General features: G+C 69.7%; 17 protein-coding genes. 7 read left to right on the top strand and 10 right to left on the bottom strand.

Annotation, left to right across the window (positions count from 1 at the left end):
* Positions 1-8: 8 nt before the first annotated feature.
* On the bottom strand, positions 9-1,157 hold the full coding sequence (locus ACZ5LB_RS17375; RefSeq protein ID WP_464603466.1) for an efflux RND transporter periplasmic adaptor subunit: 1,149 nt from the start codon (positions 1,155-1,157) through the stop codon (positions 9-11).
* A 253-nt stretch (positions 1,158-1,410) separates the two neighbouring features.
* On the opposite strand from ACZ5LB_RS17375, the gene ilvB reads away from it, so the two are divergent.
* Genes ilvB through ACZ5LB_RS17350 form a run of 5 tightly spaced genes read left to right on the top strand, consistent with a single transcriptional unit; the run spans position 1,411 to position 7,865 of the window.
* A complete protein-coding gene (ilvB, locus tag ACZ5LB_RS17370) occupies positions 1,411-3,165 on the top strand; it encodes a biosynthetic-type acetolactate synthase large subunit (RefSeq protein WP_464603465.1) in 1,755 nt (584 codons plus the stop codon).
* Complete coding sequence (gene ilvN / locus ACZ5LB_RS17365; protein WP_464603464.1) at positions 3,159-3,668, top strand: acetolactate synthase small subunit; 510 nt, start codon at positions 3,159-3,161, stop codon at positions 3,666-3,668. Before ilvB ends, ilvN begins: the two co-directional genes overlap by 7 nt.
* Positions 3,669-3,680: 12 nt before the next feature.
* Complete coding sequence (gene ilvC / locus ACZ5LB_RS17360; RefSeq protein WP_464603462.1) at positions 3,681-4,706, top strand: ketol-acid reductoisomerase; 1,026 nt, start codon at positions 3,681-3,683, stop codon at positions 4,704-4,706.
* Between the two features lie 30 nt (positions 4,707-4,736).
* The gene (locus ACZ5LB_RS17355) at positions 4,737-5,630 is read left to right on the top strand and encodes a LysR family transcriptional regulator (protein WP_464603461.1); all 894 of its coding nucleotides are present in this window, start codon (positions 4,737-4,739) and stop codon (positions 5,628-5,630) included.
* A 51-nt stretch (positions 5,631-5,681) separates the two neighbouring features.
* Positions 5,682-7,865 (top strand): DUF5916 domain-containing protein, encoded by a 2,184-nt coding sequence (locus ACZ5LB_RS17350; RefSeq protein ID WP_464603460.1) that lies wholly within the window; start codon positions 5,682-5,684, stop codon positions 7,863-7,865.
* Position 7,866: 1 nt separating this feature from the next.
* Here the strand turns inward: ACZ5LB_RS17350 and ACZ5LB_RS17345 are convergent, their stop codons facing one another.
* The 7 genes from ACZ5LB_RS17345 to ACZ5LB_RS17315 all read right to left on the bottom strand — a co-directional run bounded on the left by ACZ5LB_RS17345 (position 7,867) and on the right by ACZ5LB_RS17315 (position 15,339).
* A complete protein-coding gene (locus ACZ5LB_RS17345) occupies positions 7,867-8,946 on the bottom strand; it encodes a S41 family peptidase (RefSeq protein ID WP_464603459.1) in 1,080 nt (359 codons plus the stop codon).
* 12 nt (positions 8,947-8,958) lie between these two features.
* Positions 8,959-9,690, bottom strand: a complete 732-nt coding sequence (locus ACZ5LB_RS17340) for a class I SAM-dependent methyltransferase (protein WP_464603458.1) — start codon at positions 9,688-9,690, stop codon at positions 8,959-8,961.
* Between the two features lie 14 nt (positions 9,691-9,704).
* Positions 9,705-10,292: a 3-isopropylmalate dehydratase small subunit gene (gene leuD, locus ACZ5LB_RS17335; RefSeq protein WP_464603457.1), complete on the bottom strand. Its 588-nt coding sequence runs from the start codon at positions 10,290-10,292 to the stop codon at positions 9,705-9,707.
* Positions 10,293-10,299: 7 nt separating this feature from the next.
* The gene (gene leuC / locus ACZ5LB_RS17330) at positions 10,300-11,706 is read right to left on the bottom strand and encodes a 3-isopropylmalate dehydratase large subunit (protein ID WP_464603456.1); all 1,407 of its coding nucleotides are present in this window, start codon (positions 11,704-11,706) and stop codon (positions 10,300-10,302) included.
* Positions 11,703-12,782 carry a 3-isopropylmalate dehydrogenase gene (leuB, locus tag ACZ5LB_RS17325; protein ID WP_464603455.1) on the bottom strand — a complete coding sequence of 360 codons (1,080 nt, stop codon included), beginning with the start codon at positions 12,780-12,782 and terminating at the stop codon, positions 11,703-11,705. Before leuB ends, leuC begins: the two co-directional genes overlap by 4 nt.
* 12 nt (positions 12,783-12,794) lie before the next feature.
* Positions 12,795-14,339 (bottom strand): 2-isopropylmalate synthase, encoded by a 1,545-nt coding sequence (locus tag ACZ5LB_RS17320; protein ID WP_464603454.1) that lies wholly within the window; start codon positions 14,337-14,339, stop codon positions 12,795-12,797.
* A 91-nt stretch (positions 14,340-14,430) separates the two neighbouring features.
* Entirely contained in the window at positions 14,431-15,339 is a 909-nt protein-coding gene (locus ACZ5LB_RS17315; protein ID WP_464603453.1) for a DUF7544 domain-containing protein, read from the bottom strand.
* 99 nt (positions 15,340-15,438) lie between these two features.
* Here ACZ5LB_RS17315 and ACZ5LB_RS17310 point away from each other — a divergent pair, with 99 nt between their 5' ends.
* Both ACZ5LB_RS17310 and ACZ5LB_RS17305 read left to right on the top strand, forming a co-directional pair.
* Positions 15,439-15,993 carry a plasmid pRiA4b ORF-3 family protein gene (locus ACZ5LB_RS17310; RefSeq protein WP_464603452.1) on the top strand — a complete coding sequence of 185 codons (555 nt, stop codon included), beginning with the start codon at positions 15,439-15,441 and terminating at the stop codon, positions 15,991-15,993.
* Positions 15,994-16,079: 86 nt separating this feature from the next.
* Positions 16,080-17,252 carry a phospholipase D-like domain-containing protein gene (locus ACZ5LB_RS17305; protein ID WP_464603451.1) on the top strand — a complete coding sequence of 391 codons (1,173 nt, stop codon included), beginning with the start codon at positions 16,080-16,082 and terminating at the stop codon, positions 17,250-17,252.
* Positions 17,253-17,915: 663 nt separating this feature from the next.
* Here ACZ5LB_RS17305 and ltrA read toward each other — a convergent pair.
* Both ltrA and ACZ5LB_RS17295 read right to left on the bottom strand, forming a co-directional pair.
* The gene (gene ltrA, locus ACZ5LB_RS17300) at positions 17,916-19,166 is read right to left on the bottom strand and encodes a group II intron reverse transcriptase/maturase (RefSeq protein ID WP_464602178.1); all 1,251 of its coding nucleotides are present in this window, start codon (positions 19,164-19,166) and stop codon (positions 17,916-17,918) included.
* A 729-nt stretch (positions 19,167-19,895) separates the two neighbouring features.
* Positions 19,896-21,500, bottom strand: a complete 1,605-nt coding sequence (locus ACZ5LB_RS17295) for a methyl-accepting chemotaxis protein (protein ID WP_464603450.1) — start codon at positions 21,498-21,500, stop codon at positions 19,896-19,898.
* Positions 21,501-21,550: the final 50 nt, after the last annotated feature.

The raw sequence follows: 21,550 nt of genomic DNA, 5'->3' as shown, positions 1-21,550 counted from the left end.
GCGCGGCCTCACTTTTCCTGGGGGGCCGGGCTGGGGTCGTTGGCGGGCTTGACCCGGTTGTCCACCTTGATGGGCGTGCCGTTGCGCAGCTTCATTCCGCCGCTGGTCACCACCTGGGCCCCCGGTTCAAGCCCCTTCAGGATGGCCACCTGGTCGCCCCGGGTGGGGCCGGTGGTCACGAAGGCCTGCTGGGCCTGGAGCCCGTCCTTGCCCTGCACGGCGAGGAAGACCACCGAGCCGTAGGGGTTGTAGGTCACCGCGGTCTGGGGGAGCGTGAGGTACGAGGCCGGCGCCCCCTCCTCCAGGGTGACGGCGGCAAACATCCCGGGCACCAGGGCCTGGCCCGGGTTGGCGAAGGTGGCCTCCACCTGGACGTTGCGGGTGCCGCCGTCCACCTTGGGGTTGACGGTGGTCACGCGGCCCGTGAAGGTGCGGCCCGGGAAGGCGTCCAGGGCCAGGGCAACCTTCTGGCCCGTCTTCACGCGGCCCATGTCCCGCTGGGGAAGGGTGAAGTCCACGAAGACCTGGTCCAGCTGCTGCAGGGTCACCACGGGGGTCCCCGGCGTGACGTAGGCGCCCGGGCTGGTGGTGATGATGCCCACGCGCCCCGAGAAGGGCGCGGCCAGGCGCTTCTTGGCGGCGGCGGCCTTCAGGGCCTGGGCGGAGGCCTCCTTGGCCTTGAGGTCGGCCTCGATGGAATCGTAGTCGGCCTGACTGATGATGCGGGACTGCATCTGCTCCTTGGCGCGCCGGAAGGTGACCTTGGCCAGGTCCGCGGCGGCCTGGAGGGCGCGGTACTGGGCCTGTTCGGCCTCGTCGCCCAGGGCCACCAGCAGCTGCCCTTCCCGGGCGGTGGCGCCCGGGGTCGTCTCCACCTTCACCACCACGCCGGGCACCTCGAAGGCCAGGTCGGCGCCGCGGATCGCCCGCACCGTTCCCACCGCGCTGAGGGCCGGCTGCCAACGTTCCAGGCGGGCCTCCGCGGTGGTCACGCTCTGGGGGGGCTCGTGGCCGCCCTGCAGACTGCGCCCGATCATGACGTTCCGGAACAGGTTGAACCCAGCCAGGAGCCCAAGCAGGAGCCCCAGGACCAGGAGCATGATCACCATCCGCCTGCGGGTGCTGGGTGGGGCATCCATCGTTGTGTCGGTCGCCATGTAGGGTCTCCTGGGTGCGAAAGAGCGGGCCGGGCAGGTCGTTCCCCCGGCGGTTGACCATTGTAGGTGATTCAATCAGTCGGATAAATGTTAATAACCACCCTCCATACATGAGGTAATGTTCCCTTCATGACGGAGCCCAACCGGGGATACGCGGGGATAGCACCCCAGGCTTATCAATAGGTCTATTCCAATTCTGAAAGAACCCGGGAATTCATTGGGGGTCGGGGCGGGTCTCGTCTATTCCTGGAAGATGGAACGCCCTCCCCAGCCATCCGACTCCGCTTCCTCTTCCACCTCAGCCAGGGTGGAGCTCCCCGGCGCACAGATCATCTGGCGGTGCCTGGAGCGCGAAGGGGTGGAGGTGGTCTTCGGCTACCCGGGGGGCACCATCCTCCCCACCTACGACGCCATGGTGGACGCGAAGGTGCGCCACGTCCTGGCCCGCCACGAGCAGGGCGCGACCCACATGGCCGACGGCTACGCCCGCGCCTCGGGGCGCACCGGCGTGGTGATCGCCACGTCGGGGCCCGGCGCCACGAACCTGGTGACGGGGCTCGCCACGGCCATGATGGACTCGGTGCCCCTGGTGGCCATCACGGGTCAGGTGCCGTCGCCCCTGCTGGGCACGGATGCCTTCCAGGAGGTGGACGTCACCGGCGTGACCATCCCCATCACCAAGCACAACTACCTGGTGCGCGACCCCAGGGACATCGCCCCGGCCCTGCGCGAAGCCTTCGCCCTGGCCCGTTCGGGCCGGCCCGGCCCCGTCCTGGTGGACATCACCAAGGACGCCCAGACCCGCGCTGCGGTCTTCGACTGGGAGGCCGCGGCCCCCCGCCGCCACCTGCGCCACGTGCCCCCGCCCGTGCCCGATGACCTGCTGGCCAAGGCCGCGGCCATGATCCAGGGCAGCCGGCGGCCGCTGATCCTCGCCGGCCACGGCATCACCCTCAGCGGCGCCCACCGCGCCCTCGCCGCCTTCGCGGAGAAGGCCGGGATCCCCGTGGCCGCCACCCTCCTGGGCCTGGACGCCTTCCCCCCGGGCCACCCCCTCTTCCTGGGCTTCATGGGCATGCACGGGTCGCCCTGGACGAACCTCGCCATCCAGGAGGCGGACCTGCTCATCGCCCTGGGCATGCGCTTCGACGACCGCGTCACCGGGGACCCCGCCACCTTCGCGCCCCACGCCCGCAAGATCCACGTGGAGATCGACGCCACCGAGGTGGGCAAGAACATCCCCGTGGACCTGGCCCTCCTGGGCGACCTCAAGGACGTCCTGGACCGCCTGGAGCCCCGCACCCCCAGCCTGGAGACGGGCGCCTGGCTCAAGGACCTGGACGGCATGAAGGCCCTGTTCGACGCCCCCACCTGGCCCCGGGTCCGCAAGGGGGAGGGCATGAGCCCCGTGGACGTGCTCAAGGAGCTGCAGACCCAGGCCCCGGGCGCCGTGATGGTCTCGGACGTGGGCCAGCACCAGATGTGGGAGGCGCAGGTCATGCGCCACCAGCGGCCCCGCACCCTGATCACCTCCGGCGGCCTGGGCACCATGGGCTTCGCCCTTCCCGCGGCCATCGGCGCCAAGATCGCCTGCCCCGACGCGGAGGTGTGGGCGGTGGCCGGCGACGGCGGCATCCAGATGAACTCCCAGGAGCTCATGACCCTCACCCAGGAGGGCCTGAAGATCGGCATCGCCGTGCTCAACAACTTCAACCTGGGCATGGTCCGCCAGTGGCAGACGCACTTCTACGGCGACCGGCGCTCGGCCTCGACGCTCACCATCAGCCCCGATTTCCCCATGCTGGCGCGGGCCTACGGCCTGCGCGGCGCCCTGGCGCGCACCCCGGAGGAGGCAGCCGAGGCCATCCGGGAGGCCCGGGCCGCCGACGCCTCCACGCTCATCGAGTTCCAGGTGGACCCGGAGGCCAGCGTCTACCCGCTCATCCCCCCCGGAGCGCGCATCCAGGACATGATCCACGAACCCCCGAGCCAGGAGGCCCCATGCTGAGGATCTTCATCGCCATCACCGACAACGAGCCCGGGGTCCTGGACCGCCTGGCCTCCACCTTCCGGCGCCGGGGCTTCAACATCCACAGCCTCACCGTCAGCCCGACCCTGGACCCGGCGGTGAGCCGCTTCACCCTGGTCACGGACCTGGACGACAAGGCCGCCCGGGCCGCCAAGAACTTCCTGGAGCGCCTGGTGAACATCCACGACGTCACGGACGTCACCGGCACCACGCCCCTGCTGCGCGACACCGTCCTCCTGCGAGTGGCGGCCACCGGGGCCACCCAGGCCGGGCTCTTCCAGATCGCCAACCTCTTCCAGGCCGAAGTCCTCGACGTGGGCGCCGACAGCATGGTGCTGGCCGGTTCGGGGAGCCCCGAACGCATCGAGGCCTTCATGACCGCCCTGCGTCCCTACGGCCTGCTTGAAATGGGCCGCACCGGGGCCGTCGCCATGCAGCGGTGCGCAGCCGCCGCCTCCCTCGAGACCGCCGTCTCCTTCTGAAAGGAATCCGCCATGGCCAAGCTCCACTACGACGACGACGCCGATCTCGGCCTGATCCGCGGCAAGCGGATCGCGGTCCTGGGCTACGGGTCCCAGGGCCACGCCCACGCCCAGAACCTCCGCGACAGCGGCGCCCAGGTGCGCATCGGCCTGCCCCCGGGGTCGGCCAGCCGCGCCAAGGCCACCCGGGACGGCTTCGAGGTGCCCGGGCCCGCCGAGGCCTGCGCCTGGGCCGAGGTCATCATGGTGCTCACCCCGGACACGGGCCAGGCCGCGCTCTACGCCGAGGCCATCCGCCCCGCCCTCGCCCCCGGCAAGACGCTCATGTTCGCCCACGGCTTCAACATCCGCTACGGGCTCATCGTTCCCCCCGAAGGGGTGGACGTGAGCATGATCGCGCCCAAGGGCCCCGGCCACCGGGTGCGGGAGGTCTTCGTGGAGGGGGGCGGCGTCCCCGCCCTGGTGGCGGTGCACCAGGACGCCTCGGGCCAGGCCAAGGCCTTCGCCCTGGCCTACGCCAAGGCCCTGGGCGCCACCCGCGCTGGGGTCCTGGAGACCACCTTCACCGAGGAGACCGAGACGGATCTCTTCGGCGAGAAGGCCGTGCTCTGCGGCGGGGTCTCCGCCCTGGTGAAGGCCGGCTTCAAGACCCTGGTGGACGCCGGCTACCAGCCCGAGATCGCCTACTTCGAGTGCTTCCACGAGCTCAAGCTCATCGTGGACCTCATGTACCGGGGCGGCCTGACCTACATGCGCCACTCCATCAGCGACACCGCCGAATACGGCGACTACACCGGCGGCCCCCGGATCATCAACGACCAGGCCCGGGAGGAGATGCGGCGGATCCTCGCGGAGATCCAGGACGGGTCCTACGCCGAGGGCTGGATCCGGGAGAACCGCACCGGCCGCGCCTGGTTCGAGGCGCAGCGGGCCTCGGAGCGGGAGGAGCCCATCGAGAAGGTGGGCCGCGAGCTCCGCAAGGCCATGCCCTTCCTCGACCCGGTGGATATGCTCGCTCCCTCGGAGGCAACGGTATAACCTAGGCCCTTGGGGAGGACGCAGGAACCGATGGATTTTCCCGAACTGGAGGTGCTGATCAGCCTGGCGCAGGAAGGGAGCTTTTCCCGGGCCGCGGAAAAGCTGAACCGCTCCCAGCCCGCGGTGAGCCAGGCCCTGCGCCGCCTCGAGGACGAGCTGGACGCCCCCCTCCTGGACCGGTCGAGCCGGAAGGTCACCCTCACCGCCGCCGGCGCGGCGCTCCTGGACTATGCCCTGCGCATGGCCCAGCTGCGCAAGGACGCCTTCCACACCCTGGAGAACCTGCGCCACTTCAAGCGCGGGGTGCTTCGCCTCGCCGCCAACGAGAGCGTCAGCGGCTACGTGCTGCCCCCCCTGGTCCGGGCCTTCCGGAGGGCCTACCAGTCCATCAAGATCGAGGTGGCCCACTGCCCCTCCTCCGGGATCCCCGCCCTGCTCATGGACCAGGACGTGGACTTCGGGTTCCTTTCCTACGCCCCGGTGCACAAGGACCTCACCACCCGGCTCCTCTTCCGGGACGAGCTGGCCCTGGTGCTGTTTCCCGGGCACCCCCTGGCCTCGCACAAGGTGGTGGACCTGGAGCAGCTGGGCCGTGAGAGCTTCATCGCCCACCACGCCCAGACGCCCACCCGCACCCACCTTCTGGACTTCTTCGCCCGGGAGCGGGTGCCGCTGCGCATCGTCATGGAGCTTTCCAACCTGGAGACCATCAAGGACTTCGTCAAGGCCGGGGAGGGCATCGCCCTCATCCCCCGCATGAGCGTCCGGCAGGAACTGGCTTCCGGCGAGCTGGTGTCCCCGCCCGTGAAGGGCATGGCCATCGGCCGGGACGTGCGCATCGTCTACCGCACGTCCCGGACCCATTCCATCGCGGGCAAGGCCTTCCTGGACATGGTGGGCAGGGAGTTCCCGGAGGCCCAGTAAACGGGGGGGGAAATAGGGCGTAACCCGCCTGATTCCCCTGGATGTGGCCCCGTGAACCTTTTATCAATCTGCCTGCTGTGCGGCCTCCTCGCCCTTCCCGCCCTGGGGGCCGCGCCCGAACTCCGACCGGTGCGCCTGGACCACGGCCCCGTGCTCACCGGGGACCTGAGCGACCCCGCCTGGGCCAAGGCCCGGCTGCCCACGGGGGCCTTCGGCACCTACAACCCCATGCGCGGCAGCCCCATGCCCCAGGACACGGAGATCTACATGGCCTACGACGCCCAGGCGCTGTACGTGGGCTTCCGCTGCCGCGACACGGAACCCGACCGCATCAAGGCCAGCCTCAGCAAGCGGGACGACCTGTGGAACGACGACTGGGTGGGCTTTTCCCTGGACACCTTCGGCACCGGGCACAACGCCCTCCACATCTTCGTGAACCCCCTGGGCATCCAGGCCGATGCCCTGGATTCCGTGAACGGCAGCGAGGATCCCTCCCCGGACTGGGTCTGGGAATCCCGCGCCATGCGGCAGCCCGACGGCTACACCGTGGAGATCCGGCTTCCCCTCAAGAGCATCCGCTACCAGAGCGGCACCGACGTGCGCATGGGGGTGCTGTTCTGGCGACGCATCAGCCGCCTGGGCCTGAGCGGGTCCTGGCCGGCCATGGCCCCGGGGCAGTGGGTGTACCAGACCCACGCCCCCCTGCGCTTCGCCTCCCTGGAGGCGCCGCTGCGCCTGGAGGTGCTGCCCTCGCTCACCCACAGCCGCTCCGAGCAGCAGACGCGCCCCGGGCAGTGGGCCCGCACCGATACCACCAATCTGGGCATCGGGGTGAAGGCGGGCCTCACGTCGTCCGTGACGGCCGACCTCACCTGGAAGCCGGATTTCAGCCAGGTGGAATCCGACGCCTTCCAGTCCGAGGTGAACCTGCGCTACCCCGCCTTCTACTCAGAAAAGCGGCCCTTCTTCATGGAATCCATGGGGATCTTCAGCCTCGCCGGGGCGGGCAACAACGACGCCAACATGCAGGTGCCGGTGCACACCCGGCGCATCGTGGACCCCCTCTGGGGCGCCAAGGTCACGGGCGACACGGGCCCGGTCTCCTTCGGCGTGCTGGCCGCGGGCGACCGCGCTCCGGGGGCGGCCTGGGACGGCGAAGTGAACCCCGACCAGGGACGCAAGGCGGTCTTCTCCATCGGCCGCGCCCTCTATGGCTTCGGACGCGGCTCCTACGTGGGGGGCATCTACAGCGGCCGGGAGTTCGCGGGAACCTACAACCGGGTCGGCGGCCTGGATTTCTCCTGGCAGGTGGCGGACCGCCACACCTTCGCGGGCAACCTGCTCCAGACCTGGTCCACGGACCCCGGGACGAGGCTCCCGAGGCAGGGGGAGGGCCACCTGCTCTCCTACAACTACAGCACGCGTCCCCTGGACTTCTCCGTGACCTCGGAGCACTACGGGGCGGATTTCCGCATGGACACCGCCTTCTACAACCGGGTCGGCATCGACCAGGAGACCGCCTACCTGGGCCCCAACTTCCACCCGAAATGGGCCTGGGCCCCGTGGCTCATCAAGGTCAACCCGTTCATCTACACCATCATCACCCGGGACAACGTCACGGGCCTCACCGACCAGCTCTACCTGGCGGCCCTGCGCCTGAACACCACCCGGGCCGGCTCCCTCCGCCTGGATGTGCAGCGGTGGCGGGAAGGCTGGATGGGCCGCTACTTCCACAAGACCGTCCTCCGGGTCCAGGGTTCCGTCCAGGCCACCTCCTGGCTCAACCTGGGCGGCAGCCTCCGGACCGCCGACGACATCTGGTACGCCTCGCCCACGCCCTACCAGGGCCGGGTGGCCAGCGCCAGCCTGGACACCGTCCTTCAGCCCACCGACGAGCTGCGGCTGACCGTGAACCTCGTGCGGACCCGCATGACCGACCCGGGCACCGGCGCGCAGGTGTTCGACGTGCGCACCACCAACACCCAGTTCACCTACCAGTTCAACAAGTCCTTCTTCCTCAGGGCCGTCGCCCGCACCGACACCTTCCGCAACCGCATGCTCACCGACTACCTGGCCTCCTTCACCCTCGTGCCCGGGACGGTGCTCTTCCTGGGCTACGGGGAGGTGCGGGACAAGATGGAGTGGCGCGAGGAGCGGTGGCAGCCGGGCGGATCCCGCTACGAGATCCTGAACCGGGGGCTCTTCTTCAAGGTCAGCTACCTCTGGCAGAGCTGAGCTACTTGCGCTTCCACCGCGGAGGCTCGGTCTCGCCCCGCTCCACCTGCCCGATCCAGGTCTCCAGGCGCGCGCGGTAACCGGGGCTCTTCTCCCGGGCGAGGATGGACCGCAGGGCGGCCAGATGGGCCACCTTCAGGGCCTCGGCGGCTGGAGCCGCCACGTCGGGCTTGACCCCGACGTGTTCCCAGTTGGTGCGGGTCACCGGGTTGATGGCGCGCCCGGAGGGGATGAAGGCCACGAAGCCGTGGGCCAGCGCCACCACGCTTCCCGGATTGGCGCCGCCGCCGGTGACCTCGCCCACCAGCGTGGCGCGCTTTTGCGCCTGGAGGTCGTAGGCGCATTCCTCCCCACCGGAGAAGGTGAAGGCGCTGGTAAGGACATACAGGGGCCTGGTGTAGCGGGGCGAGGCGGTGGGCGACGTCCAGAACTGGCGAGTCGTGTCCCTGGGACGGCTGTAGATGGAGTTGAGGTGCCTGCCGTCCCCTTCGGCGAAGAAGTGGCTGACCAGGAAGGCCACCGCCTCGGGGTCGCCGCCGCCGTTCTGGCGCAGGTCCAGGATCAGGGCCTCGGTGCCTGAAACCAGCTGCATCGCGGCGGAAAGGGCCGTCCCCACGAATTCGGCGGGGCCGAAGCCGCGCAGGTCCAGGTAGCCGATGTTCCCCTGGAGCTGCTCCACCCGGGCGATCCCGAAGGCCCGCTGCTGGACGTCGGTCCGGAGTTGGGCCAGGGCCTCCGGGGTGGGTGCCTTGTCCTCGTCGCCCGGGTCCGCGGGCTTGAGGTCGGGGGCGTAGCGTACCCGGAAATGCCCGTCCTCGCCCAGCGTCCGGAGGTCCCGATGAAGGGCCTCGGCGAAGGCCTGAGCCGTGCCCTGGGCATCGTAGGCCCCCTGGGCGGCCTTTTCCGCCAGCGACCTGGCGACGCGGTCGCCCACGTCGGGGAAGACATAGCGGGCCTTCAGGGCAGCCCCGAGGGCCTCCACCACGGCGCTGCGCTGGGCGGGTGTCACGGGCGGGGCCGGGGCTGGAGCCTGGGCGGCGAGCATGGAGCAGAGAAAGGGCATGACGGCCCGGCAACGCATGGGCACCTCCGGCTAGGGTTCCAGGCGGCTCGTCAGGAGCCAGCCCGGGGACGATTCAAGGAAGGGGGTCCCCGCCTCGTCCGCGGCGGGGGCATCCGGCACGAAGCCCGCCTCCCGCAGGAGGCGGGCCGCGGTTTCCGGGCGGGCGCGGCGATGCCGCACCAGGCTCGTGACCGGTTCTCCGGAGGCCGGGGTGAAGCGGGTCTCGAAGGTGGCCAGGGTGTCGGAGACCACCGTGCGGCGGCGCTCCAGGACACCGGCGGCGCAGCGCAGGACGGGCAGTTCCCGGACCCCGGTGGCCGCATCGTGGACCGCCTGGATGACGAAGCGGCCCCCGGGCTCCAGGATGCCCGCCACCTGCCGGAAGAAGTCCAGCCACTCGGCCTCCTCCAGAAGGTGGGGCAGCGTCTGGCCCAGGCAGGTGACGAGCCCGAAGCGCGCGGGACCCACGGCGCGCGCCGCGTCCAGCATGCCGGCCTCGTGCCAGACGGCCTCCAGGCCCGACGCCTGGGCCCGGCGGCGGGCCACGTCCAGGAAGGCGGGTTCCAGGTCAAGGCCGTGGGCGAGGCGGCCCCGGGCGGCCAGGGCCCGCACGAGGCTTCCCGTGGCGCAGCCCACGTCCAGCGTCCGGGTCCCTTCCGGGGCCAGGGCCAGGGCGAGATCCACCCGGGGCTGGCGAAGGGGGAACAGTTCCTCCCAGCTGGAGGCAAGCAGGGCCCAGGGGGGGAGGTCGCCGTCGCTCATGGGACAACTCTAACCTAGAGCCAGGCGGACGTTGCCTTTCTCCGGGCCTCGAAGGCCTCGATAGCGGGCAGGCGGCGAAGGGTGGCCTCGATCTCGTCCAGGCCCTCCAGGAGGGCGCTGCGGCCCCAGGGTTCGCAGGTGAAGGGATAGGAGCGCCCGTCCTGGGTGAGGGTGAGGGCCTCCAGGTCGACGGTGATGGCCCCGGGGGCGGCCGCCAGGGCCTCCAGGGCGGCGGGTTCCACCACGGCGGGGAGCAGGCCGTTCTTGAAGGCGTTGGTGCGGAAGATGTCCGCGAAGGAGGGGGCCAGGACGGCCCGGAAGCCGAAGTCCATGAGCGCCCAGGGGGCATGCTCGCGACTGGAGCCGCAGCCGAAGTTGGCGCCGCCCAGGAGGAGGGTGGCGGACCGTCCCGGCTCCCGGTTCAGCACGAAGGCCGGGTCCTCGGCGCCGTCCTCGCGGTAGCGGAGGTCGTGGAAGAGGTGCCTGCCCAGCCCGCTCCGGAGGATGGTGGTGAGGAACTGCTTGGGGATGATGAGGTCGGTGTCGATGTTCTCGCGGATGAAGGCGGCGGCCTTCCCGGTGTGGCGGATGAACGGGATCATGGCAGCCTCACAGGAACTCGCGCACGTCGGCCAGCCGTCCCCGCACCGCGGCGGCGGCGGCCATGGCGGGCGAGACGAGATGGGTGCGCCCCAGCCGGCCCTGGCGGCCTTCGAAGTTTCGGTTGCTGGTGCTCGCGCACCGTTGGCCGGGCTGGAGCCGGTCGTCGTTCATGGCCAGGCACATGGAGCAGCCGGGTTCGCGCCACTCGCATCCCGCCTCCCGGAAGACCCGGTCCAGCCCCTCGGCCTCGGCCTGGGCCTTCACGAGCCCGCTGCCGGGCACCACTAGCACCTGCACGCCGGGGGCGGCCCTGCGGCCCCGGAGCACCTGGGCGGCCTCCCGCAGGTCCGAAAGGCGCCCGTTGGTGCAGGAACCGATGAACACCACGTCCACGGCTAGGTCCTGGAGGGCCTGGCCGGGACGGATGCCCATGTACGCCAGGGCGCTTTCCGCGCGCCGCCCCTTCTCCTCCGTGGCGGCCTCCCCGGGCCTGGGGGCGCGGCCGGTGATGGCCGCCACCTGCTCGGGGCTGGTGCCCCAGGTGACCTGGGGCTCCAGGTTCGACACGTCCACCCGGTGCTCCCGGTCGAAGACGGCGCCGGGATCGGAGGGGAGGGCGCGCCAGGCGCGCAGGGCCTCCTCCCACAGGGCGCCGGCGGGGGCCATGGGCCGGCCCGCGAGGTAGGCGAAGGTGGTCGCGTCGGGGGCCACCAGGCCGGTGCGGGCGCCGGCCTCGATGGCCATGTTGCAGAGCGTCATGCGCCCTTCCATGCCGAGCCCGCGCACGGCCTCCCCGGCGAACTCCAGGGCGAAGCCGGTGCCCCCGGCCATGCCGATGTCGCCGATGATGCGCAGGATCAGGTCCTTGGCCCCGGTGCCCCGGGGCAGGGCGCCCTCGACCTGGATGCGGAAGTTGCGGGCCCGCTTCTGCACCAGGGTCTGGGTGGCCAGGACGTGCTCCACCTCGCTGGTGCCGATGCCGAAGGCCATGGCCCCGAAGGCCCCGTGGGTGCTGGTGTGGCTGTCCCCGCACACGACGGTGCTGCCGGGAAGGGTGAACCCCTGTTCGGGGCCGATGATGTGGACGATGCCCTGGCGGGGGTCCAGGAGGGGGATGTAGGGGATGGGACAGGTGGCCATGTTGGCCTCGAGGGTTTCCACCTGGAGGCGGCTGGTGGGGTCCTGGATGCCGGCGATGCCCGAGGCCCTGTGGCGGGTGGGGACGTTGTGGTCGGCCACCGCCAGGGCCGCCCCGGGGCGGCGCACGGCGCGGCCGGCCATGCGCAGGCCCTCGAAGGCCTGGGGGCTCGTGACCTCATGGACCAGGTGCCGGTCGATGTAGAGAAGGGCGGTGCCGTCGCCCAGCTCCTCCACCACGTGGCTTTCCCAGAGCTTGTCGTAGAGCGTCTTCATGCGGGGGACCCCAGCAGCATGTGGCCGGCGTTCAGGCGCACCATCTCCCCCAGCCCGCGGGTGGACATGGTGTTGCGCTCGCACTTGAGGTCCGGGGTGCCGTAGCCCCCGTCCAGGGTGCGGCCCACCGCCGCCTCCAGGACGGCGGCCTCCGCCTCCAGGCCCAGGCTGTGGCGCAGCAGCATGGCCGCGCTGAGGATGGAGCCCAGGGGGTTGGCGACGCCCTTGCCCTTGATGTCCGGGGCCGAACCGTGGACGGGTTCGTACAGGCCGACCTTCCCCCCCAGGCTGGCGCTGGGCAGCATGCCGAGGCTCCCGGTGAGCACGGAGGCCTCGTCGCTGAGGATGTCCCCGAACAGGTTGTCCGTGACCACCACGTCGAAGGAGGTGGGCCGGGTGACGATGGCCATGGCGCAGGCGTCCACGTACTGGTGCTCCAGGGTGACATCCGGGTAGGCCTGGGCCACCTCCCGCACCACCGCCCGCCACAACTGGCTCGATTCCAGGACGTTGGCCTTGTCCACGCTGGTCACCTTGCGCCGCCGGCCCCGGGCCAGCTCGAAGGCCACCTTGGCGATGCGCTCCACCTCGAAGCGGGAGTAGGCGAGGGTGTTGGTGCCGGTGTCGGCCGTGAGGCTCCGGGGCTCGCCGAAGTACAGCCCCCCGGCCAGTTCGCGCACGATGACCAGGTCGGTGCCGCGCACGACCTCGGGCCGCAGGGGCGAGGCCCCCGTCAGGGCCGGGTGCAGGAAGGCCGGGCGGATGTTGGCGAAGGCGCCCAGGCCCTTGCGCAGGGCCAGGAGGCCCTTCTCCGGTTTCTCCGCCGCCGGCAGGGCGTCGTGGCGGGGGTCGCCCACCGCCCCCAGGAACACGGCGTCCGAGGCGAGGCAGCCCTCCAGGGTCGCGGCCGGCAGCGGCGTTCCGCAGGCGTCGATGGCCGCGCTGCCGATGGGCAGTTCCAGGAACTGGAAGGTGTGCCCGGCGAAGGTCGCCACCTGCTCAAGGCAGGCCACGGCCTCCCGGGCGACTTCGGGGCCGATGCCGTCCCCGGGCAAAACTGCGATGCGGGCGCGCATGGGCTCTCCTGGTCAGGCGTTGGTGCCGGTCATGGCTTCCCGGCACGTGCGCGCCAGGAGCACCTTGTTGATGGCGTCCAGGTAGGCCTGGGCGCTGCCGTGCACGATGTCCGTGCTGGCCGCCCTGCCCGTGAAGACCCCTTCCGGGAACCTCACCCGCACGTGGACCTCGCCCTGGGCGTCGGCGCCGCGGGTGACGGAATGCAGGCGGAAGTCCTGGATCTCGCCCTGGAGGCCGGTGATGCGGTTGATGGCCTCGCACACGGCGTTCACGGGGCCGTCCCCCGAGGCCGTCTCCGTGGTCTCGCCGCCGGCGCAGGCCAGGGTGACCAGGGCCGTGGCGATGGAGTGGGTGCCCGCGCTGGCCTGCACCGCCACCAGGCGGCAGGTCTGGGGGTCCTCGGTGATGCCGTCGTAGAGGAGGGCGATGAGGTCCTCGTCGAAGATCTCCCGCTTGTGGTCGGCCAGGTCCGTGAAGAGCCGGTAGACCCCTTCGAGGGTGTCCTTCTCCAGGGGATAGCCCAGTTCCTCGTAGCGCTGCTTCAGGGCGTGGCGGCCGCTGTGCTTGCCCAGCACCAGGCTGCTGGTCTTAACCCCCACGCTTTCGGGCGTCATGATCTCGTAGGTCATGGGGTTGGCCAGCATGCCGTGCTGGTGGATGCCGGACTCGTGGGCGAAGGCGTTCCTGCCCACGATGGCCTTGTTGGGCTGGACCTGGACGCCGGTGATGTTGGAGAGGATCTGGCTGGTGCGGAAGAGCTCCTGGGTGACGACGCCGGTCTCGAAGGGGAAGTGCTCCCCGCGCACCCGCAGGGCCATGACCACCTCCTCCAGGGAGGCGTTGCCGGCGCGCTCGCCGATGCCGTTGACGGTGCACTCCACCTGCCGGGCCCCGGCCTCCAGGGCCGCGAGGGTGTTGGCGACCGCCAGGCCCAGGTCGTTGTGGCAGTGGACGCTGATGATGGCCTTCTCCAGGGCGGGGACCCGCTCCCGCAGGGAGAGGATGAGGTTGCGGTACTCCTCCGGGAAGGTGTAGCCCACGGTGTCGGGGATGTTGATGACGGTGGCGCCCTCCTCCAGGGCCAAGGCCACCACGTCGGCCAGGAAGGACGGGTCGCTGCGGCTGGCGTCCTCGGCGCTGAATTCCACGTCGGGGCAGAGGCCCGCGGCGCGGCGGACGCCCTCCCGGGTCATGGCCAGCACCTCGGCCCGGGTCTTCTGGAGCTTGTGGACCATGTGCAGGTCGGAGGTGGAGACGAAGGTGTGGATGCGGGGGCGTTCGGCCTCCCGGAGGGCGGCCCAGGCGCGGTCGATGTCCAGGGGCAGGGCCCGGCAGAGCGCGGCGATGACGGGCCCCTTGACCCGCCGGGCCACGAGGCTCACCGCGGCGAAGTCCTCCTCGCTGGCCACGGGGAACCCGGCCTCGATGACGTCCACCTTGAGCGCGGCGAGCTGGAGGGCCATGCGAAGCTTCTCCTGGGGCTGCATGCTGCAGCCGGGGCTCTGCTCCCCGTCCCTCAGGGTGGTGTCGAAGATGGCGATGTGCTGGCGCGTCATGGGACCTTCCGGTCTAGGAAAATTCCATTACGCGTCCAGGCCCTCCCCGCGTCCACCAGTATTCGGATTCCTTGGGTTCCAATAACTCAATTCAATGGCGGGAACCGGACCCCAGAAGGTCCCACGCCTCGCCGCACTGGCCCATGAAGGCCAGGGAATAGCCCCGGAAGAACACCGCCACCGGCAGGAACACCACGGCGCTGACGTAGGGCAGCCCCGCCAGGCAGCAGGTGAGGCACGTCCCCACGAAGATGGCCGCCCCCGCCGCCATGGCCAGCAGCAGCTTGAGCAGGTAGAAGAGCACGAAGCTGCCGCCGTTGCCCGGCACGAGCTCGCGCCACCAGACGCCGAAGCCCTCGGTGACGGTCACGCCGCGCAGGTACATCACGGGCACCACGAAGTCCCTGAGGATCTGCCCCGCGAGCATGGCCACGAACCCCAGGGGGAGGATGATGGCCAGCGCCGTGAAGATGCCCTTGACGGCCTGGAGACCGAAATGGAAGTCGGCGGCGTCGGGGCCCGCCACGCGCCATCCCGCGTAGAGCCCGAGGGCCGCCACGGCGAGACCGGCGGCCTGGAGGACCACCATGAACCCGAAGACCCGGTTGCCGTGCTGCCGGAACCGCTTCCAGGGGTCGGCCACCAGGCCCCGGCCATGCACCACGTTGTCCAGGAACATGAACTGCCCGCGGGAACCCAGCCAGGTCAGGAGGACCACGAAGGCCAGGGCCACCACCCCCAGGGCCACCACCAGCCCGAGGTGGGCCAGGAACCAGGCCCGCACCTCGTCCACGCCCCCCAGGGGGGACACGTTCCTCGCGGTGGACCCGAAGCCCCGGAACGGCCTTCCGGAGGGCACGTTCATGCCCGCCCCGCTGAGGAAGGACGCCAGGAAGGAGGTGAAGCCCATGGCGCACCACGTCCCCAGGGAGAAGGGGTTGAACAGGATCTTGCGCATCCAATCGAAGGACCGCTGGATGGAATCGGTGGCCGAGATCATCGGTAGCCTCGCCTTTCTGGAATTTCGTTTCTCCGATTGTGACAGAACCCGGGGTTGGATCTAGAATCGGGGGCCGCCGGGGTATTCCAGGGAGCCGCCATGCCAACCAGGGATCCAAGGGACGCGTTCCAACTCAAGGTCCTCCTGGCCGACACCCGGCCCCCGGTGTGGCGCCGGCTCCTGGTTCCGGCCTCGCTCAGCCTGGCCCGGCTCCACCGCGCCATCCAGGCCGCCTTCGGATGGGAGGACGACCACGGCCACGTCTTCCGCATCCGGGGCGGCGAATACGGGCGCAGCGGCTCGGAGGAGGCCTTCGACCTCCAGGGCGAGCGCGTCTCCCTGGCGGGCCTGGGGCTCGGGGAGGGGGAGACCTTCCACTACGAATACGATTTCGAGGATTCCTGGACCCACGTGGTCACGGTGGAGGCGCGCCTGCTGGCGGACGCCCCCCTGCGGGGCCCGTCGTGCCTGGGGGGGCGCCGGGCCTGCCCTCCGGAGGGCTCCGGGGGCCCCTTCGCCTTCCAGGCGTCCCTGGCCGCGGCCCAGGACCCCAGCCACCCGGACCATGGCCAGGCCCTCGCCGTCTTCCCCCGGGGCTGGGCGGCGGACGCCTTCGACCTCAAGGCCGCCAGGCAGGCCCTGAAAGCGGTCTGAACCGCCCGGATTTCACCTGGAAATTCCCGGGATTCAACCTTTCGGCCCTGAAACCGTCCAGAATGGGGAGCACCCTGCGAGGCCCCATGACCCGACCCCTGCCCTTCCGTTCCGCCCTCCTCGCCCTGGCCCTGCTGCCGGCCTGGGCCCAGGGGCCCACCACCCGGCTCATCCAGTCGATTCCCAAGGAGACCCCCCTGGCCCACCCGGACCTGGCCTTCGCCCGGGACGCCTGGATCGAGGTCATCCGTGGCGCCAAGACCCGCCTGGACTTCGCGGAGTTCTACATCGCCCAGGAGCCCGGCGGGGCGCTGGAGGACGTGTTGCGGGAACTGGAGCGCGCCGGGGAGCGCGGCGTGAAGATCCGCTTCATCCTGAGCGCCGGACGCATGCTGGACCAGGACCCCGCCTCCGTGGCGCGGCTTCGCAGGATCCGGAACCTTGAGCTCAGGACCTTCGACCTCAAGGGGGTCTCCACCGGAATCCTCCACGCCAAGTACTTCCTCTCCGACGGCCGGGAAGGGGTGCTGGGCAGCCAGAACTTCGACTGGCGGGCCCTGGAGCACATCCACGAACTGGGCATCCGCACCACCGATCCCGCCCTGGTGGACCGGCTGCAGGAGGTCTTCGAGGTGGACTGGCGCTTCGCGGGCGACAAGAGCCTGCCTCCCGCCCCCAGGCCCGTCACCGTCGCCCAGGGTCCCGCCGAACTGGTGGCGAGCCCCCCCTTCCTGTCCCCGGGCACCGTGCGCCCGGCCCTGGACGCCCTGGTCCAGCTCCTGGGCCAGGCCCGCTCCAGCATCCGCATCCAGCTCCTCACCTACTCCCCCGTCGCCCGCGGGCACTACTGGCCCGCCCTGGACGGGGCCCTGCGGGCCGCGGCGGTGCGCGGCGTGAAGGTCGACCTGCTGGTCTCGGACTGGGTGTTCAAGAGCCGCGGCCTGGACCACCTCAAGTCCCTCGCCCTGATCCCCAACATCGACGTGCGCATCGCCTCCATCCCCGAGGCCTCCACCGGCCACATCCCCTTCGCCCGCACCATCCACAGCAAGTACGTGGTCCTGGACGGCGCGACCCTCTGGGTGGGCACCAGCAACTGGGAGGAGGACTACTTCGAAGCCTCCCGCAACGTGGAGGCCATCCTTCGCCAGCCGGCCCTGGCCAAACAGGGCGGCGAGATCTTCCAGAAACTGTGGACCAGCCCCTACGTGAAGAAGCTTGAACCCATGAAGGCCTACACCCCCCGGAAGGTGGACTGACCCAGGTTGTAGCCTTCGTGCCACGCAATGAAGGCCGCGAGGGCGCCGCATTTCGCCCAAATGGAACATTGGGGAAGCTTCGGGTAAAGAACCCGTACGCCGAGCACGCGGAGGCGCTGAGTTACGCAGAGGTGGCTTCGCGATCTAGAACGCCGACCCATGCCGCCCAGGCCCTGACCGCTGTCGCGGTCCGCGCCGCTGCCGCGGCGCGTGGCAGGGTGCGCAGGTCCTTCCGCATGCGAGCCTGTGGAAGGACCTGCGCACCCTGCCATGAACGGGCCTGGCCTCGGCTTTCGGTTCAGAAGTCAGGTCAGGGAACGTTCCTGGGGGACGAGGAACTCTCCCGGAAGGAGGTCTGGCGGGACCTCTTTCCCCGGTGGATTCCGTCATCCGGCGCGTCAAGCCCAGGCCCGTTCGAGGCGGGGGGCGCTGGCCCGCCACAGGCTCGCATGCGGAAGGGCAAGCGCACCCCGCCGCGCGCCGCGGCAGCGGCGCGGACCGCGATAGCGGTCAGGGCCAGGGCGGCATGGGTCGGCGCATCGGGTTGCGAAGGCTCCTCTGCGAGACTCAGCGCCTCAGCGTGCTCCGGTCGGGTAGGCCCGGGGCGTTGCCGCCCCAGACCCCCCTCAGATCCGGACATGCCCGATTAAGGCATCCGGCTCCTCAGATCACGTGAGTAGCTGCGGGCATGAGCGTCACTGTCCGCTTCAGCCTTGGGGGCGGGAGCGGGAACCGCTTCAACACCTTCTCCATGGCCTCCCAGGTCAGGACTGCCCTTTGGGATCTCCGGCCCAGCCACTTCTTCCAGAGGTGACTCACCTCCCGAGCGAAGTTCCTGATGGATCTGAAGTTCCCCGTAATCCCGTAGTAGTTGTAGTGTCCGATTAGCTTCTGGCGCAGGGTCTTGTGCTGGTCCGAGAGCCGGTTATGCCGGTTCTTCTTCAGCCAGTCCCCTGTGGCCTTGATGGCGCGGCTGAACCGTTTCTTCGAGGTCTTCCGCTTCACCACCCAAGCCCCCTTGAGGGACTTGCCCCAGTAATGGGTGAATCCCAGGAAGTCGAAGTTGCCGGGTCCCCCTCCGGGGTCCCGCGGTTCCTTCGGTTTCCGGAACTCCACCAGCCGGGTCTTGTCCGGGTGGATCCTCAGTCCGAACCTTTCGAAGCGCTTCGGCAGCACCTCCAGGACTCGCCGGGCATCTTCCTCAAGGGCAAAGCCCATCACGAAGTCGTCCGCGTAGCGGACCAGAAAGGCTTGACCCCGCAGACGGGGCTTCACTTCCCGCTCGAACCATACGTCCAGCACTTCGTGGAGGTAGATGTTGGCCAGGGTCGGGGAGATCACACCCCCCTGGGGAGTGCCCGTTTCCGGGTGCGTGATGCATCCTTGGTCGAGAACCCCCGCCTTCAGCCATTTGCCGATCAGACGCTTTACCACTCCGTCCCGCATCCGCTTGTCCAGGATTTCCCGCAGGCAGCCGTGGTCCAGCGTGTCGAAATACTGCCGGATATCCACGTCTAGCAGCCACCCACCGCTCAGGTTCATCGTCTGCTGCCAGATCGCCTGCAGTGCCTGGTGCGCCGACCTCCCGGGCCGGAATCCATACGAGCAGTCCAGAAAGTCCTGCTCATAGAGGGGTTCCAGGAGCATGACCACCGCCCTCTGGAGGACCTTGTCCTCGAAGGTGGGGATGCCCAGAGGACGCTGGGTTCCATCCGCTTTGGGGATGTATACCCTTCGCACCGGAGGGGCCTTGTAGGGGTCGCCGGCTTTGGCTCGGTTCAGCAGGGATTGGAGATTTGCCTCCAGATTCTCCGCGTATTCCTGGGCTGTTTGGCCATCCACCCCTACTGCCCCGTCCTTACGGGTTTGCCGGTAGGCTTCCTGAAGCCATTCGATGTCCATGTGGTGGGACAAGCTGCGAATTGCCGCCTCCGGCATTTGCCGGGACAGTTCCGCTATCCGTTGTTGTTTCGTGCAGACCGAGCTGGGAGTCGATATTCCCATGGTCTTTCCCTCCAACGATTCCGTGATCTGGCAGCCCCTTGGCTCCAGCGGGTCCCTCGGAACGGTTCCCCACCTTCATCGCTACTACGAGCTGCTCCGACTCCCTGCCGCCCTTCCCGCCGCCGTCATTTGGTTCCGGCTGGCGGTACCGCCTTCGCATCCGGTTGTTCGCTCCTGATCGGGTCGGTGCCCCCCGTCCAGGCCAGGGTTGTTTGGATCGTGGCGTCCCCAACCACGGGTCCAGGCGGAAACGACAGGGCCTCCCAGGTTCCTGGGGGACCCCCTGCGGACATGCCCTGCTCTGCGACCCCGGCGGGACCTTTGAGCCAGGCCGTTGCGGCTCTCAGGTGCGGCCTTCCGTTCGTACGAAAACGTCGGCTCCCACGGTAATAAGACTTTCGAGGCTCGATCACACGGCCTATACGCTCGCTGTCTACGCTTCGAAGGGTGGGTCACCCCACCACCACGCAAGACTCGCTTCTGGCTGCTGGCCAGCTTTGCCAGATGGGGTTGGCTACCCATCGGGTCCCATTGCGAGGTTTCAGGTAATTAGGTCATCCATCCTCCTCGCCCAGGCTTTGCCTGGCGCACCGTACGGGTCCTTTGCCCGAAGACACCGAATCTTTATGTTGGGCCACCCTAGTTCGCGCCCCCCAGCCGGAACTTCCCGGTGAGGCGGTGGAGATCCCCGGCCTGCCGGGCCAGGTCCTCGATGGTGCGCGAGGTCTCGTGGAGGCTCGAGGCGAGTTCCACCGTGGCCGAGGCGTTCTGCTCGGTGAGCTGGGACGTGGTGCTCACGGCCTCCACCACCTCGTTGCAGGAGATGGTCTGCTCCTCCACGGAGGAGGTCACCCGGGCCGCGCCCTTGGACAGGTTGCGGATGTTGGCCTCCATGGCCACCAGGATCTCGCGCACCGCGGCGGTGGAGACGGCGCCGTCCTTGACCCGCTCGGTGCTCTCCTGGATGAGCTGACTGATCTCCTTGGCCGCGCCGGCGCTGCGCTCGGCCAGCTTGCGGATCTCCTCGGCGACCACGGCGAAGCCCTTGCCCTGGGCCCCGGCCTTGGCGGCCTCGATGGCGGCGTTCAGGGAGAGCAGGTTGGTCTGCCGGGCGATGTCCGCGATGACGGTGGTGATCCGGCCGACCTTGGCCGAGCTTTCCTCGATGGCCTCCATGGCCTGGGAGGAGCCCTTGGCGCAATCCAGGCCCCGGGCGCTCATGGCCAGGGACTCCTGGGAGAACCGGTCCGTCTCGTGCGCGGTGCCGCGCACGTCCGTGATGGAGCTGGCCACGTCGTTGAGCGCCGAGGTGGACCGCTCCATGGCCGCGCGCTGGTGTTCGGCCCCCTTGCTGATCTCCTGGGTGGCGCCGTTGAGCTGGTCGGTGGTGGCTGCCAGTTCCGTGGTGCCGCTGGCGACGCGCTCGGCGATGCCCGCGAGGGAGGAGATGTCCTGGCGCAGCCCCCGGGTCAGATCGTCCAGGCTCCCGGCGATCTCGGCGAATTCGTCGTGGGTGTCCACCTTCGGCGAGGCGGTCAGGTCGCCCCCGCCCACGGCCACCAGGGCGGTGCGGATCGCCGTGACCGCGGCGCCCACCTGCCTCCCGACCACCACGGTCATCACGATGCCCGCGAGGATGGCCACCAGGCTACCCCCCAGGAGCCAGAGCTGCATGCGGCCCGCGAAGCCCGAGGTGAGGCCGATGTCCTCCCGGGTGCGCGTGTCGATGGCGGCAAGGGTCTTCTCGAAGCCCTCGCGCCCCAGGCGCTGGTCCTGCACGTTGGCCTCCATGAGCGCAGGATCGAACTTCACGGCCGCCTTGGCCTTGGCCAGGGCCTCGGGGAACCCGGCGTCGTACTTGCGGATCGAGGCGATGCCCTGGGTCACCAGCGCCTTCTCCCCGGGCCCCCAGGCCACGGTCTCCAGGGCGGCCAGCTTGGCGCCGGCCTTCTGCTGCAGGTCCTTGAGGCGCTCGCCCCGCTTGGCCTGGTAGGCCTCGTCCTTGGCCGCGGCGATGAGTGACACGTGGACGGTGCGAATCGTGTTCACATCGTTGAGGGCGCTGGAGAGCATCCGGGCCTTGTCCAGGTCCGCCCCGGACACCTCCAGGCGGTTCACGACCCGGTTGATGGTGAAGGCCCCGGTCAGCGCCACCACCGCAAGGAGGATCACCTGGCCCAGGAACAGCGCCGCGAATTTCCCGCGGATTCTCAGACGCCCGAAGAACAGATTGAAAATGCCCATGATTGGCTCCTGGAATTGAACGGATCGAGGGGAGTTGAGGATACCCTTAT

It is taken from the genome of Mesoterricola sp. MK458, assembly GCF_055384935.1.
This window is presented reverse-complemented; position numbering and strand designations above follow the sequence as displayed.